This is a genomic window from Brevibacillus aydinogluensis (assembly GCF_961514395.1).
In the GTDB taxonomy this organism is placed as follows: Bacteria; Bacillota; Bacilli; order Brevibacillales; family Brevibacillaceae; genus Brevibacillus; species Brevibacillus aydinogluensis.
The window spans coordinates 1,861,889-1,876,665 of sequence record NZ_OY569118.1 but is presented as its reverse complement, the minus strand read 5'-3'; the positions used below and the strand labels follow the sequence as shown (position 1 = coordinate 1,876,665).

The following is a 14,777-nucleotide window of genomic DNA, read 5'->3' as shown; positions in this document are numbered from 1 at the left end:
TACCGAGTTCAACCATGTTCCCCCCGTTTTTGTGGGTCTTAGTGAAGGTAAAGAACAAGGCTAGTTGCTCGAACTAGCCTTGTCCGCATGCAGCCTGCTGTGGGTTACTGTTGAGGTGTTTCAGGAACCTTGATCTCGCCGTTTACAATTTTTTGCTTGTACTCTTCAACCTCTTTCAGCACGTCTTCCGGCACGTTCTTGCTGGAGGTGTCGGCCAGTCCTACACCGTTTTCTTTCAGACCGAGCCATACGATGCCGCCTTTGAAGTTGCCGTCGATGACGTCTTTGGAGACGCGGTACACGGCTTCGTCCACGCGCTTCACCATGGAAGTGAGGGTGATGTCGTCGCCGAAGGTCAGGGACTGGTCCTTGTCTACACCGATTACCCAAACCTGTTGACCTTTTGCCTTGCGGGCCTTGGCTTCGTTGAATACGCCGTCGCCGGTGGCGCCGGACGCGTGGAAGATGATGTCAACGCCCTGGTCGTACATTTGCGACGCGGTGGATTTGCCTTGGTCCGGTTTGTCGAACGCAGCGGTGTATACCTTCACGACTTGAATGCTCGGATCAACAGCTTTCACACCTGCTTCGAAGCCAGCTTCAAAGCGTTTGATAACCGGGATTTCCATACCGCCGACAAAGCCGACTTTTTTCGTTTTGCTCATTTTCGCAGCGACTACGCCAACCAGGAAGGACCCTTCATGCTCTTTGAACAGAACGGATTCCACGTTTGGCGCATCCACTTCGGCGTCGATGATCGCCAGTTTGGCATCCGGGTTTTCGGACGCCACTTTTTTCACGTGGTCGCCCATCAGGAAGCCGATGCCCCAGGTCAGATTCCATTGGTCCTTGACGAACTGGGTCAGGTTCGGGATGTAGTCGGCGTCACTGGTGGACTGGAGGTAGCTGACGTTTTCTTGCGGGAGGTTGAGGTCTTTTTGCAGTTTTTGCAGACCTTCCCACGCGCTTTGGTTGAAGGAGTTGTCGTTCACACCGCCCACGTCGGTCACCATGCCGATTCTCGCGTTCGGCGCAGCCGTTCCCCCTTGGTCGGCCGCTCCTTGCTGTCCTTCTGTTTTTCCGCCGCAGCCAGCCAGTACAAGCGACAGGCTGAGGGCTGCCACGGAGAAGACGGAAAGTACCTTTTTCATGCCGAAATACCCCCTAATATGAGATGGAATGAAATTGTTGTGCGAGGTTTCCCCCGCTTGTTACAACCGTCTGCGTACGACGTGAAAGTGAATCTTGTCCGCCCGGAAGTAATTGTGGGAGTATAGCACGGGCCGTTCACTCTCGTCGTAGTGAATCTGTTTCAGCAGGAGCAGCGTCGCGTTTTTGTCGCACTGCAGCAGATTGGAAACCTTTTCAGAGTAGCCCAGCGGTTCGATATGAGCCACTGCGTATGCAATGCGCAGTCCCGTCTTGCTCTCCAGCCAGTTGAAGATGGACTCGCCCTCTGCCGTGTACCCTTCAGGGACCAGGCGAGCTGGAATGCGGTCAAAGCAGTAGACGACCGGGTCGCCGTCCGCCGTGCGAATGCGCTCTACCATGAGCACGCCTTCACCTGGATTGAGGGACAGGTGTTTGCGCTCGTCCTCGCAAGGCTCACCGAACGCGGTGCCAATCAGGATTGTTCCCGCTTTGTACCCCTGCCGCTCAATTGCATCCGTCACACTAAAGAGTTCCCCAATTCCGCCTGTAAAAACAGGGCGGGAATTAATAAACGTACCGACCCCGTGACGACGGATGACAATTTTCTCTTCTTCGAGAAGGCGAAGCGCTTCCCGCAACGTCGCCCGACTCACACCCAACTGTTTTGACAGCTCGGCTTCGGAAGGGAGACGTTCGCCAGGTTTAAACACGCCGGAATCAATATCACTCTTGATCTTGTCCATGACCAAGAGGCTCAGCGACCGGAAATTCCCCTTGATGCTCATCCATACTCACTCCTGTTTCCCTTCAGCCATCCAACAGGTAGGACGTCAGACCTCTGATTCACATGCAACGATAACAACAATTTCCTAGAATCCCGTAAAAATTGTACCGTAGGGGCAGATATCATGCAAGCCAAATTTTCAGAAGTCGTTATACCATTTTTTGCGTTTTCAGTCGTCTGATGAGCAGTCGCTCATAGACTGCCCCATTCGGCCGATAAAAAACGCCCGGCTCAGGAGATGTTGCTCTCCTGTGCCGGACGCGGTATGCGCACTTCGCGGGGTTTGCTGCCCTCATACGGGCCGACAACCCCTTGTGCTTCCATCATGTCGATCAGCCGGGCTGCCCGCGTGTACCCGATGCGGAGCCTGCGCTGCAGCAGGGAGGCGGATGCGGTCTGCGCCTCGGCGACAATCTGCACCGCCTGATCGTACAATTCGTCGTCGACGACGGCCTGCTGCTCGTCCGCCACTTCGTCCGGAATCATCTCTTCCTGATAACGGACTTCCTGCTGTTCCTTGACAAAGCGGACGACGTCCTCCACTTCCTTGTCGGAGACGAACGCCCCCTGCACGCGAATCGGCTTGGAAGCCCCCATCGGCAGGTAGAGCATGTCCCCGCGGCCGAGCAGTTTTTCCGCCCCGCCCATGTCCAGAATGGTGCGGGAGTCGGCCATGGACGAAACACCAAAGGCAATCCGCGACGGGATGTTCGCCTTGATCACGCCGGTGATCACGTCCACAGACGGACGCTGCGTGGCGATAATCAGGTGAATGCCGGCTGCGCGAGCCATCTGGGCCAGGCGGCAGATGGCGTCTTCCACTTCACCTGGCGCCACCATCATCAGGTCAGCCAACTCGTCGACGATGACCACGATGTACGGCAACGGGCTTCCTTCCACCTGCTGGTTGTACATCTCGATGTTGCGGCTCCCCGTTTTGGCAAACAGGTTGTAGCGCCGCTCCATCTCCGCGACCACTTTTTTCAATGCAACGGACGCTCGGCGGGGGTCGGTCACCACCGGCGCGAGCAGATGGGGAATCCCGTTGTACACATTCAGCTCGACCATTTTCGGATCGACCATCATCAGCTTCACTTCATCCGGCTTCGCCCGGAACAGGATGCTCATGATCAATCCGTTGATGCAAACTGATTTGCCGCTGCCGGTCGCGCCAGCCACCAGCAGGTGAGGCATTTTGGCCAGGTCGGCCACGATCGGCTCGCCCGAGATGTCCCGGCCGAGCGCCACCGTCAGCTTTCCGGGCGCCTCCTGGTATTGCGGCGATTCCAGTACTTCGCGAAGCGACACGACCGCCACTTCGGCATTGGGCACCTCGATGCCGATCGCCGACTTTCCTGGAATCGGCGCCTCGATGCGAATATCCTTGGCCGCCAGCGCCAGCGCCAAATCATCTGTCAAGCTGACGATCCGACTGACTTTCACGCCGGTCGCGGGCTGCACTTCATAGCGGGTGACGGCCGGCCCCCGGTGCACTTCCGACACGATCGCGCTGACGCCGAAGCTTTTCAGCGTCTGCACCAGCTTGGCCGCGTTGGATGTATGGTCCACATCCTTGCCCGGCGTATAACCTTTGGGCCGGGCCAGCATCTGCAAGCTGGGAAGCACATAGGGGACAGCCGACTGCTCTTCTGTGTTCTCCAGTGTGCCAAAAATCTCTTCGTCGCCTTCCAGCGAAAAGGTAATCTCCCTCTCTGCCGGCGGTCGGACGGGCGCGGCCGCAGATTCGGGGGATTCCTGTTCGTGTTCGCTTGCCACCCGCTCGGTAAAGTCCCGAATCAACGGGGCGACAGGCAGTGCTTCCTCCTCGTCCACTGACGCTCCCGCCGTCCCAGGTGACTCGGCAGCCTCCGATGCAGGGGAGGCTGCTCCGTCCTGCCGGTCAGCGGTCCCTTCCTCATTGGCGCTTTGCTCTGCGCGGGCCTTCCGCTTTTCCTTCTCCTGCCTGCGCTTCTCGCTTTCTTCCTGCAACAGCTGTACGGAATCTTTCACCGAGTCCTTCAATTTTTCGTATAGCTGCAACGTTTTGTTGCGCATGAAAATTACGATGTCCACGTACGAAAGGTTAAACAAAAACATGGTGCCGGCCAGAAACAGCAGGGCGATGATCAGGCCGGTTCCGGCCAATCCCACCAGGCTGTTGCACAGGCCGAAGAAGAGCGCTCCAACCATGCCGCCGCCAACACCGGTAGTGGACACCTTCTGGCTGTGGTCCAGCCACAGCCGGTCCCACGTGACGCGGACGATGCTTTGTTCCGCGAATTTGCCGTCTGCCGTGACCTGCTTGTACAGCATCAGATGGTCCCACGTCAAAATCGCCAGGAAGATAAACAAAATGCCCAGCACCCGGTAGGTGAGCCGCGGCGGTTTGCGGGTAAACATCATGTGGATGGCCATTCCGATCATTAGCAGCGGGATGACAAAGTCCCACGAGCCTGCCACAAACCGAAACAAAAAGGCAAGCACATGTTTCCCCAGCGTGCCGCTCTCCAACAAGCCGATCAGGCTGAGCACAATCACCACCAGGCCCAACAGTTCCACTTTAACGACCGAGGCCCATGCCGCTTGTGACTGTCTTCTCTCTTTTCTACTCAATGGCACGCCTCCTTTGTCATGCATAAAAAGGCAGCCGTCTGCTGTTCGGCTGCTGTTCGTTCATGTCTAGTATAACACAGGAAATTCATAGAAATACAGGACTTCTTATGCGCGCCAATCGGGGAGAAAGCGAACCGTCTCACCAGGCGCCAGCCGCGGATTGAGGTAATCCTGGGGATTGGGGCTGATCAGCCGCACGATCCGTCCCTCGTAGGGTCCTGTCGGTTCCACCACCATGGTGGCCTCGCCCAGCGGCAGTTCGCGCAGTTGACGCTTTTCCACCTGCTCCATGTTGGCAAACACCATTTCCATCGGAACGACCGAGTAAAATATCACTGCAGCACCTTCTCTCCGTTGCGCACCTTTTCAATCAGCTCATTCAGTTTTTTCAGCGCTGGGCCCAATCCGCCCACTTCGTCGATCAGCCCGTACTTGACGGCATCGGCCCCGATCACGTTGGTTCCGATGTCGCGCGTCAGTTCGCCGGTGCGCAGCATCAGCTCGCGAAACTTCTCTTCGGTAATCTTGGAGTGGCGGGCGATAAAACTGACCACCCGGTCCTGCATCTTATCCAGGTATTCAAACGTCTGCGGCACGCCGATTACCAATCCGGTCAGGCGGATGGGGTGAATCGTCATCGTGGCCGTTTCGGCGATAAACGAGTAATCGCCCGCAACCGCAATCGGCACGCCGATGCTGTGTCCGCCGCCCAGCACCAGGGTGACGACCGGTTTGGACAAGGAAGCGACCATCTCCGCAATGGCCAGTCCCGCTTCCACGTCGCCGCCCACGGTGTTGAGGATCACCAACACCCCTTCCACCTTGCTGTTTTGCTCGGCTGCCACCAACTGCGGAATAATGTGCTCATACTTGGTGGTCTTGTTTTGCGGCGGCAGTTGGATATGCCCCTCCACCTGCCCGATAATCGTCAAGCAGTAGATGTTGCTTTCCAGCTGCGGGACATTGGTTTGCCCCAGCTGGGTAATCGAGTCGAGCAGCTTCTTTTTCTGATCGTCAGTCTCCGGCGGCGCCGCAGCCGGCCGCGGCTGATCATTCGGTGCCGACGGGGGGACGTCCTGTCCTGAAAAAGGGGGGCGGTTGAGGTAATCGGTTATTCGTCGGTTTGGCATGGACCATCCTCCTCGCTTTCCTCCGTTAGTATGGATTGGACAAGGGAAAACGATACACTTCTGGAAATGAGGCAGAACGGGCAGGCCAAAAAACACGTGTCGTCAGACCTATATTTTCAAACAGCTTAGGTCTTTTCTCTTGGAATTTTATTGCAGACAGAATGGCAAGCCTTTACAATAAAAGAGACTAATTCTTGGAAGGAGGACCATGTGTTTTGAACAACATTGTGGCACGATCAGGCCTGACTACCGAGCAGCAGTTAATTGTAAACTCGGAGCTGGAAAAAAGAAGAAAAAGCAAGGGAATGGCTTATTTATTGTGGTTTTTCCTTGGCGCATTTGGCGGTCATCGCTTTTACGTAGGTGACATAGGTATTGCGATCGGCATGATTCTTGTTTGGATTATCGGATGGTTTACTTTTTTATCCCTACGACCATTTGGTTCATTATTGATGCATTTTTGCTCAGCAAACGTGTTGACAAGTACAACGAACAAGTTGAACTTGAAATCATCCAAAAAGTCAAAATGCTCGCCGCAAACAGTGATGTGGCTCAATAAATTACGCCCTTTATGGGCGTTTTTTTAAACAAAAGGAACCCTTGTGAGAACAAGGGTTCCTATACTTCCATGATGATGGGCAGAATCATTGGACGACGGCGCGTCTGATCGTACAGGAAGCGCCCCAGTGCTTCCTTCACGTTGTTTTTCAGGGAAGACCATTCATTTACATTTTCTTCCATACATTTGACAAGTGTTTGGGTTACTATGCGATTCGCCTCGTCCAGCAGTTCTTCGGATTCACGCACATAGACGAATCCGCGGGAGATGATGTCAGGACCAGACAGGATCGTGCCATTTTGTTTGCTGAGTGTAACGACAACTACCAGAATGCCATCTTGAGAGAGCAGTTTGCGGTCCCTAAGTACAATATTGCCGACGTCGCCGACGCCAAGACCGTCAATCAGCACGTTGCCTGCGTGTACCTTCGGACCGTAACGGGCTTTGCCGCCGGAAATCTCCACCGTGTCGCCGTTGTCCAGCAGGAAGATGTTCTCCCGGGGAACGCCCACTTGTTCCGCCAGAATTCCGTGCATCCGCAACATGCGGTATTCGCCGTGAATGGGGATAAAATACTTGGGTTTCATCAGGTTGAGCATCAGCCGCAGTTCTTCCTGGCTGCCGTGACCGGAAACGTGGACGGTGCCGCTGGGTCCGTGACCGCCGTAAATTACCTCTGCGCCAATGCGGTACAATTGGTCAATCGTGCGCGCCACGTATTTTTCGTTGCCCGGAATGGGCGTAGCGGCAATCACGACCGTATCCCCTGGAAGGATGTCAATTTTCCGATGGGCGGATCGGGCCATCCGGGTGAGCGCAGACATCGGCTCCCCTTGACTTCCAGTGGAGAGAATGACTACTTGATCGGCTGGAAGCTTGTTTACTTCATCCGTCTCGACAAACACGCCCTCGGGTACATTCAGATACCCCAGGTCCTTGCTGATGGCAATGACGTTTTGCATGCTCCGTCCGACAACCGTAATCTTGCGGTTAAACTGAATCGCCGCATCCACCACCTGCTGAATGCGGTGGACGTTGGACGCAAACGTGGAAACGATGATGCGTCCCCTTGCCTTGCTAAAGACGTCCTTGATTGCCACGCCGACAGCACGTTCCGAGCCGGTGAATCCCGGCCGTTCAGCATTGGTACTGTCGGACAAGAGACACAAGACTCCCCGCTCACCGATCATTGCCATCTTTGCCAGATCCGCCTGTTGATTATTGACCGGCGTCTGGTCAAATTTGAAGTCCCCGGTGTGCACGATGTACCCTTCCGGCGTCTCCAGGCAAACCCCAACACTGTCCGGGATGCTGTGGTTGACGCGGAAAAACGTCGCTTTCATCTTGCCGAGAACGATCTCCGAGTCGCTGTTGATCAAAACCCGCTTGGTATCGGCCAAGATACCCGCTTCCTTCAGCTTGGCTTCAATCAGGCCCATAGTAAGTTTCGTGGCGTAAACGGGCACATTGAGGTGTTTGAGCACATAGCTGAGACCGCCGATGTGGTCTTCGTGGCCGTGCGTGATAATGATGCCGCGAACCTTGTCACGATGTTCTTCCAGGTACGTGATGTCCGGAATGACCATGTCAATTCCCAGCATTTCCTCTTCCGGGAATTTTAATCCGGCGTCGATGACCACGATGTCGTCATCGCACTGCACCACGTACATGTTCTTCCCAATTTCGCCAACTCCGCCCAGGGCGAAAATGAGAACAGAGTGTTTCGATTTTGCCAAAACGTGTAACCTCCTATATTTAGTTGTCCATTACACTCAAAAAACCGCCCCAAATCACTTAGTAACATTATAACCGAACGCAAAAGCGGAACTCAAGAAAAAACAACCAAATAGATTGCATCCCAGTCACGACGCAAAAAAGCTGCCCGTCCGGCACTTTCTCTTGCCTTCGGGACAGCTTTTGGCTGCAGTCGACAGGTTATTGCAGCAGCGAATGCACAAACGCTTTTTCCTCGTCGTTGAGCTCTACCAATGGCAGGCGAACGCCGCCCACCGGCACGCCCAGCTTCTCCAATGCCGCCTTCGTCGGTGTGGGGCTCGGGTATTTGAACAGCCCTTCGAACACGGGCAGCAGCTTGCGGTGAAGGGCGGCAGCCTTGGCGTTGTCGCCGCCGAAGTACGCCGCCATCATCTCGGCCATCTCGCTGCCCACGACGTGGCTGGCCACGCTGACCACACCAACGCCGCCAATCGATAGAATCGGCAGTGTCAACGCGTCGTCCCCGCTGTACAGTTCAAAACCCTCAGGCGCCTCCTCGACAATCCGCGCCATTTGCGACAGGTTGCCGGACGCTTCCTTGATGCACACCACATTGGGCAGCTGCGCCAACCGCACGGTGGTCTCAGCGGCCATGTTGACGCCGGTGCGGCCGGGCACGTTGTACAGCATGACCGGCAGACTGGTTGCTTCTGCCAGCGCCTTGAAATGCCGGTACAAGCCTTCCTGCGACGGACGGCTGTAGTAGGGTGCCACCAGCATCACGGCGTCCACGCCGATCTTTTCCACTTCCTGCGTGAATTCGATGCTGGCAGCCGTATCGTTGCTTCCCGTCCCGGCGATGATGTGGCATTTTCCTTTCGCGTACGCCACGACATGCCGGAACAAGTCCAGTTTTTCGGAACGGGTCAGCGTCGGCGATTCGCCGGTCGTGCCGCTGACCACTAGCGCTTCCGTACCGGTAGACAGCAGATGGTCAATCAGTCGTTCCGTTTTCTCGTAGTCGATTTGCAATTGTTCCGTAAACGGGGTCACCATGGCGGTAACCAGTCGGCCAAAACGTGCCACGTCCTCCAACTCCTCTTCGATTGTTCCCCCATCTGCCACGGCAAATGGAGCTACATGTGTCCGTTGTGCAGCTTGAACTGTTTGTGCAGGGCGCGAACAGCGCGCACCATGTCCGCTTCGTGAACCAGCACCCAGATGGTCGTATGCGAGTCGGCCGACTGCAAGATCTGGATGTCTTCCTGCGTCAGCGCCTCCACAATCTGCGCCATTACACCGGGAACGCCGGCAATCCCCGCACCGATGACAGAGACTTTGGCGCAGTGCGGCAGAATCTGCGGTTCGTATCCCAAGTCGGTCAGAATCCGCGCTGCTTGTTCGCTCATCTCGTCATGGACGGTGTACGCCACGCCCAACGGATTTACGTTGATAAAGTCCACACTGATGCTGTGCTGGGCCATCGCCTTGAACACCTGCAATTGGGTGTCGTACGTTCCGTCCTTGTTCGCCACCTTGATCTGTGTAATGTTCGGCACGTGCGCGATGCCCATGACCAGGCGGTCGTGTACAGTATAACCCATCTTGTCAATTTCCAGCATGGTGGTCACCAGCGTGCCAGGGTCGTCCGAAAACGTGGAACGCACCCGAATCGGCACGTTGGCCTGCATCGCAATTTCCACCGCGCGGGGATGGATCACTTTGGCCCCCAGGTGGGCCATGTTGCAAATTTCCGTATACGTCACCGTGCTGAGCGGCTGCGCTTCTTCGACAATCCGCGGATCAGCCGTCATGATGCCGTTTACGTCAGTAAAAATGTCCACCCTTTCGGCGCGGAGGGCGACACCAAGCGCTGTCGCCGTGGTGTCGCTGCCGCCCCGCCCCAGCGTGGTAATCTCCCAATCAGCCGTGCGCCCCTGAAAACCGGGAACGATGACCACGTTCCCCGCTTCCAGTTCCTTGCGAATCCGGCCGGGATCAATCGATTCGATCTGGGCGTTGGTAAACTCGTCTGTCGTGACGATGTTGGCCTGCCCGCCCGTCAGGATTGTGGACTTGATGCCGCGCGCATTCAGCATGCTGCACATCACGGTGGCGGAGATGATCTCTCCGGTGTGCATGAGCAGGTCCGTCTCCCTGCGGGGCAGGCGGTTGCCGTTGTTGCGAATCAACTGCAAGAGCGTGTCGGTCGCATACGGGTCACCTTTGCGCCCCATTGCAGACACGACGACGACGAGGGCATAGCCTTCGTCGAGCGCTCGTTCCATATGCGTAATAGCCCTCATTCGGCACTCTTCCGTCGTCAGGGAAGAACCGCCGAACTTCTGGACGAGAATTTTCACAAACCTCTCCCCTATGCTCGTGCTTTGATGAGTTCTTCAGCGATTTGTACCGTATTCCATGCCGCACCTTTGAGCAAGTTGTCGGAAACGATCCACATGTGCAGGCCGCGGGGGTGATGCAGGTCGCGTCTTACCCGACCAACAAACACGTCCAGCTTGCCGGCTGCATCGGTCGCCAGCGGATAACGCTGCTCTTCGGGCTGATCCACCAGCACGATGCCAGGCGCCTGTTCCAGCAGAGACTTCACTTCGTCCAGATCGTAGTCCTGTTTCAGCTCCACGTAGACGGCTTCGCTGTGGCCGTAGACGACCGGAATGCGCACGCACGTGGCGGAAACCAGCACACTGTCGTCACCGAGGATCTTTTTGGTCTCGTTGACCATTTTCATCTCCTCGTAGGTGAAGCCGTTGTCCGTGAACACGTCGATTTGCGGAATGGCGTTAAAGGCGATCGGGTGATGCACCGGCAGCTTGCCGACAGGCAGCACCTTGCACTCCGGCTGCTTGCCGTCCAGAACGTCGCGGGTCTGCGTCAACAGCTCCTGAATGGCAGATGCACCCGCGCCGGATACGGCCTGATACGTGGAGACGATGATGCGATCTATTCCATATCGATCATACAAGGGTTTCAAAGCGGCTACCATCTGAATCGTCGAGCAGTTCGGATTGGCAATGATCCCCTTGTGCTTGAACGCGGCCTCCATGTTCACTTCCGGCACGACGAGCGGCACGTCCGGGTCCATTCGAAACGCGCTGGTGTTGTCAATTACCACGGCACCGTGACGCACGGCGTGATGAGCCAGTTCCTTGCTGACCGCCCCGCCGGCGCTGAACAAGGCGAAATCCACTCCGGCAAAGCTGTCCGGCGTTGCCTCTTCCACGACGACGTCCTGTCCCTTGAAGCGGACGGTCTTGCCGGCGGAACGTCCGGAAGCGAGCAGTTTCAACTGCTTGATCGGAAAGTCGCGCTCCTCGAGAATCTTGATCATTTGCTGTCCGACTGCGCCGGTCGCGCCGACCACAGCGACGGTGTAGGTCAGTTGGTTCGCCATCTTTTACTCTCCTCCAAATCGCTTTTCAGTTGTTACGAATAGTTGTATCTTTCTATCAACAAGGGTTGCAACTGTCGGCCTTCCAAAGCAGCTTCACACGTCTCCAAGATCAAATCCATGCGGGCGACAAGCGAATTGGGCTTTTTCTCCGGCGCATCCTGTCCAAACGGAACAAAGTAAATGTTTTTCGCCGCGAGCAGCTTGGCGATGTTGGCTGCATTCAAGCCCAGACCGTCATTGGTGGAGATGGCGATGACGACCGGACGCAAGTTGCGCATCGTCGCCTTGGCTGCCATCAACACCGGACTGTCAGTGATTGCGTTGGCCAGACGACTGGTCGTGCTGCCTGTGCAGGGGGCGATCACCATCACGTCCAGCAGCTTCGACGGCCCCAGCGGTTCTGCCTCCGGAATCGAAGCGATCAGCGATTCCCCCGTAATCTCCACCAACTTGCGCTGCCAGCTTTCCGAAGTGCCAAAGCGCGTATCCGTCGTCATGATCGTTTGTGAGACGATCGGGATCACTCTCGCGCCTGCGTCCACCAGCCGTTTGATCTGCGGCATCGTCTCGTCTAACGTGCAGTGGGAACCGGACAAACCGAAACCAATGGTCTTTCCCTTCAGTTTACTCATGTTGACTCCCCCTGGTGATCGTTTGTTCCGCAATTAGACGAGACAGCGTTTGAGCCATGATCTTTCCGGCGGTCTTCGGTGCGACGATTCCAGGCAATCCGGGAGCGAGCAGCGCTTTGATGCCTCGTTTTTCTGCATAGCGAAAATCAGTGCCCCCCGGCTTCGACGCCAGGTCCAGGATAAATGCCGTCTGCGGCATCTGGGCAATCACTTCCGCTGTGAGGACAAGATGAGGCACGGTGTTGAATATAAAATCGGCATTGGTCACCTGCTGCTTCAATTCGCTGAAATGAAAAGGGGTAAGCCCCATTTCATAAATGCGTGCCAAGTGTTCCTGACGTCTCGCCCCCACCTTGACGCGGGCGCCCAGCGCATGCAGCGCCCGCGCCATGGACATGCCTGTCCGCCCCAATCCGAGCACGATGGCCTGTGATCCGTGAATCGTAATGTCCGTATGTTGAATTGCCATCATCAACGCTCCCTCCACCGTCGGGATGGAATTGTAGATGGCAACATCATCACGATCTAATAGTTCCACCAACGTAATCTGCGAGGCTGCCAGCAGTTGTCTCAGATAGGGCTTCGCCATGCCGGTGTACACGACGCAGTGCTTCTGCAAGCTGGCTGCGTGCTCTTCCAAAAGCCGCAGCGGCTTGGAGCAGAAGATGCTTTCCACGTAACCGTCGTCATCAGTACCGACCACGGGCAAGATGAGGGCATCCACGTCTCGCAACACATCGCATGATAATGGTCTCTTCGTTGCCCCGGTGAAGATGCTTTCCAGGTTGTCAAAGCCAATCAACGTGACGCTGGCATCCAGTTGTATGCACCGCTTGATGACTTCCAACTGGCGGGCGTCGCCGCCGATAAAGGCAACATGTATGCCCGTTAGCATGCTGCGTTCCCCTTTCCACACATTTTACTGCAATCGATTCGAAACGCAAAGGTTTTTCCGTGTGAAAAAGATAACGGAAATCGTTGCGGTCTACCCCCATCCTATTCGCCGTTTATAGGTTCGGTTACACTCACCCTACTTTTCAGAGGCTTGCGGCTCTCGTCTGTGCATTTGGATGATCACCATGTCAGGACCGATTTTGACGATCGCCTCCCAAGGGATCACGATGTCCTCGCGCCGTTTCCCCAAAGCGAAAAAGCCGCCTTGCGGTATGATGATCGAACGGATTTGTCCCGTCTCCGTATTGATCTCCAGATCCGCGTCGCCGATCACGCCCAGCCGTTCCCCGTTGTCCAGCCCGATGATCTCCTTGCCGCCAAACTCGCTCAAGCGCATGCCGTCTCCCCCTTTGTTCCGAACCGCCGCAGTCATTCGCCGGCAGATCTTTCCCGTGTTTGGGCACCAGCCCGTCATCACCATGCTTATACGAAAAAATCCGGCCTATGCCGGATTTTTTGTCCTCCCTTTCTACAGGAGAATATCGCTTTTCACATTGGCCGGGAAACCGTCCAGCGGGCTCACCATCGCCAGCGCCAGTTTGGAGCGGAACAATTCGCGTGCCACGGCGTGGACCGACTCATGGGAGACGCGGTCGATCTTGGCGAGAATCTCATCCAGTGTGAGGTGGCGCCCCAGCAGCAGCTCGTTTTTGCCCAGCCGGCTCATGCGGCTGTTGGTGCTTTCCAGGCTGAGCATCAGGCTGCCCTTCAACTGCTCCTTGCCCTTGTTCAGTTCCTTGTCGGTAATGCCGTTTTCAGCAACGTCCCGCAGCACGTGGGCGACGATGTCAAAGACTTGCCCGACCTGCTCCGGCGCCGTCCCGGTGTAAATCGTGAAGGTACCCGTCTCTTTGTATGAAGAGTGGTACGAATAGACGGAGTACGCAAGCCCGCGTTCTTCGCGGATTTCCTGGAACAGCCGGGAGCTCATGCTGCCGCCGAGCACGTTGTTGAGCAGAATGAGCGAGTATATCTCCTCGTGTCCGACCGGATAACCAGGCAGCGAAATGCACAGGTGCGCCTGCTCCGTGGCCTTGTGCTGCGCTAACGCGTTGGCCGCGAACACAGGTTGGGCCACGTCCATTTGCTGGGCATGACGCTGAAACGCAGAGAAGCGCCGTTTGATTTCTTCGATCAGGGAGTCGTCAAAATTGCCCGCCACCGTCACCACAGTATTGGTCGGCAAATAACGACGTTCAATGTAATTGATCAAATCGTCACGTTTGAGCGCTCGCAGCACCTCTTCCGTGCCGAGAATGGGGGACCCCAGCGGATGGTCAGCGAAGCTGGCGCGGGCAATCAGATCATGCACCAGATCGTCCGGGGTATCCTCGTACATGCTGATCTCTTCGATCACCACGTTTTTTTCCTTTTCCAGCTCCTCCTCGTCAAATACGGAGTGAAAGTACATGTCCGCCAACACGTCAAGCGCTATCGGGGCATGCTGGTCCAGCACCCGCGCGTAGTAGCAGGTGTACTCCTTGGAGGTAAAGGCATTCACATTGCCGCCAATTTCGTCAAAGGTTTCGGCAATTTCCTTTGCCGAACGGGATGTGGTCCCCTTGAAAAACATGTGTTCCAGAAAATGGGAAATGCCGTTGTCCTGTTTTGTTTCGTATTTGGAGCCGGTCCCCACCCAGATGCCCAGTGCAACGGAACGCACGGAAGGAATCTTCTCCGTCACGATCCGCAGACCGTTTTCACATGTATGCCGTTGAATCACACAAATCCTCCTCGGTTGTCTATCTGTCTCTATCCGCTTCGGGACTCTCTTGTAAACACGTCTAACTATAGCAAAATTCCCTTGACTCCACAATAAATG

14 protein-coding genes are annotated in these 14,777 nt (G+C 55.9%); 1 reads left to right on the top strand and 13 read right to left on the bottom strand.

What is annotated here, in order from left to right; all coding sequences use genetic code 11:
• Positions 1-104: 104 nt before the first annotated feature.
• The 5 genes from Q7F15_RS09180 to Q7F15_RS09160 form a co-directional block, all read right to left on the bottom strand.
• Entirely contained in the window at positions 105-1,151 is a 1,047-nt protein-coding gene (locus Q7F15_RS09180) for a BMP family lipoprotein (protein ID WP_171564700.1), read from the bottom strand.
• Between the two features lie 60 nt (positions 1,152-1,211).
• Positions 1,212-1,937: a GntR family transcriptional regulator gene (locus Q7F15_RS09175; RefSeq protein ID WP_171564699.1), complete on the bottom strand. Its 726-nt coding sequence runs from the start codon at positions 1,935-1,937 to the stop codon at positions 1,212-1,214.
• 230 nt (positions 1,938-2,167) lie between these two features.
• Entirely contained in the window at positions 2,168-4,573 is a 2,406-nt protein-coding gene (locus Q7F15_RS09170) for an FtsK/SpoIIIE family DNA translocase (RefSeq protein WP_305792672.1), read from the bottom strand.
• 81 nt (positions 4,574-4,654) lie between these two features.
• Positions 4,655-4,885, bottom strand: a complete 231-nt coding sequence (locus tag Q7F15_RS09165; protein ID WP_171564697.1) for a YlzJ-like family protein — start codon at positions 4,883-4,885, stop codon at positions 4,655-4,657.
• Positions 4,882-5,679 carry a ClpP family protease gene (locus Q7F15_RS09160; RefSeq protein ID WP_171564696.1) on the bottom strand — a complete coding sequence of 266 codons (798 nt, stop codon included), beginning with the start codon at positions 5,677-5,679 and terminating at the stop codon, positions 4,882-4,884. The genes Q7F15_RS09165 and Q7F15_RS09160 overlap by 4 nt, the downstream gene beginning before the upstream one ends.
• A 215-nt stretch (positions 5,680-5,894) precedes the next feature.
• Here Q7F15_RS09160 and Q7F15_RS09155 point away from each other — a divergent pair, with 215 nt between their 5' ends.
• Positions 5,895-6,266: a TM2 domain-containing protein gene (locus Q7F15_RS09155; RefSeq protein ID WP_249178972.1), complete on the top strand. Its 372-nt coding sequence runs from the start codon at positions 5,895-5,897 to the stop codon at positions 6,264-6,266.
• A gap of 31 nt (positions 6,267-6,297) precedes the next feature.
• Here Q7F15_RS09155 and Q7F15_RS09150 read toward each other — a convergent pair whose 3' ends face one another.
• The 8 genes from Q7F15_RS09150 to Q7F15_RS09115 form a co-directional block, all read right to left on the bottom strand.
• Positions 6,298-7,974 (bottom strand): ribonuclease J, encoded by a 1,677-nt coding sequence (locus tag Q7F15_RS09150; protein WP_171564694.1) that lies wholly within the window; start codon positions 7,972-7,974, stop codon positions 6,298-6,300.
• Positions 7,975-8,173: 199 nt separating this feature from the next.
• Positions 8,174-9,040 (bottom strand): 4-hydroxy-tetrahydrodipicolinate synthase, encoded by an 867-nt coding sequence (dapA, locus tag Q7F15_RS09145; RefSeq protein WP_171564693.1) that lies wholly within the window; start codon positions 9,038-9,040, stop codon positions 8,174-8,176.
• A 50-nt stretch (positions 9,041-9,090) separates the two neighbouring features.
• A complete protein-coding gene (dapG, locus tag Q7F15_RS09140; protein ID WP_171564692.1) occupies positions 9,091-10,317 on the bottom strand; it encodes an aspartate kinase in 1,227 nt (408 codons plus the stop codon).
• Between the two features lie 11 nt (positions 10,318-10,328).
• Entirely contained in the window at positions 10,329-11,369 is a 1,041-nt protein-coding gene (locus Q7F15_RS09135) for an aspartate-semialdehyde dehydrogenase (RefSeq protein WP_171564691.1), read from the bottom strand.
• A 32-nt stretch (positions 11,370-11,401) separates the two neighbouring features.
• On the bottom strand, positions 11,402-12,001 hold the full coding sequence (locus Q7F15_RS09130; RefSeq protein WP_171564690.1) for a dipicolinate synthase subunit B: 600 nt from the start codon (positions 11,999-12,001) through the stop codon (positions 11,402-11,404).
• Positions 11,994-12,896, bottom strand: a complete 903-nt coding sequence (dpsA, locus tag Q7F15_RS09125) for a dipicolinate synthase subunit DpsA (RefSeq protein ID WP_304415449.1) — start codon at positions 12,894-12,896, stop codon at positions 11,994-11,996. Before dpsA ends, Q7F15_RS09130 begins: the two co-directional genes overlap by 8 nt.
• Before the next feature lie 135 nt (positions 12,897-13,031).
• Positions 13,032-13,292 carry a YlmC/YmxH family sporulation protein gene (locus Q7F15_RS09120; RefSeq protein ID WP_171564688.1) on the bottom strand — a complete coding sequence of 87 codons (261 nt, stop codon included), beginning with the start codon at positions 13,290-13,292 and terminating at the stop codon, positions 13,032-13,034.
• Positions 13,293-13,424: 132 nt separating this feature from the next.
• Positions 13,425-14,678 carry a M16 family metallopeptidase gene (locus Q7F15_RS09115; RefSeq protein ID WP_212132450.1) on the bottom strand — a complete coding sequence of 418 codons (1,254 nt, stop codon included), beginning with the start codon at positions 14,676-14,678 and terminating at the stop codon, positions 13,425-13,427.
• Positions 14,679-14,777 lie beyond the last annotated feature (99 nt).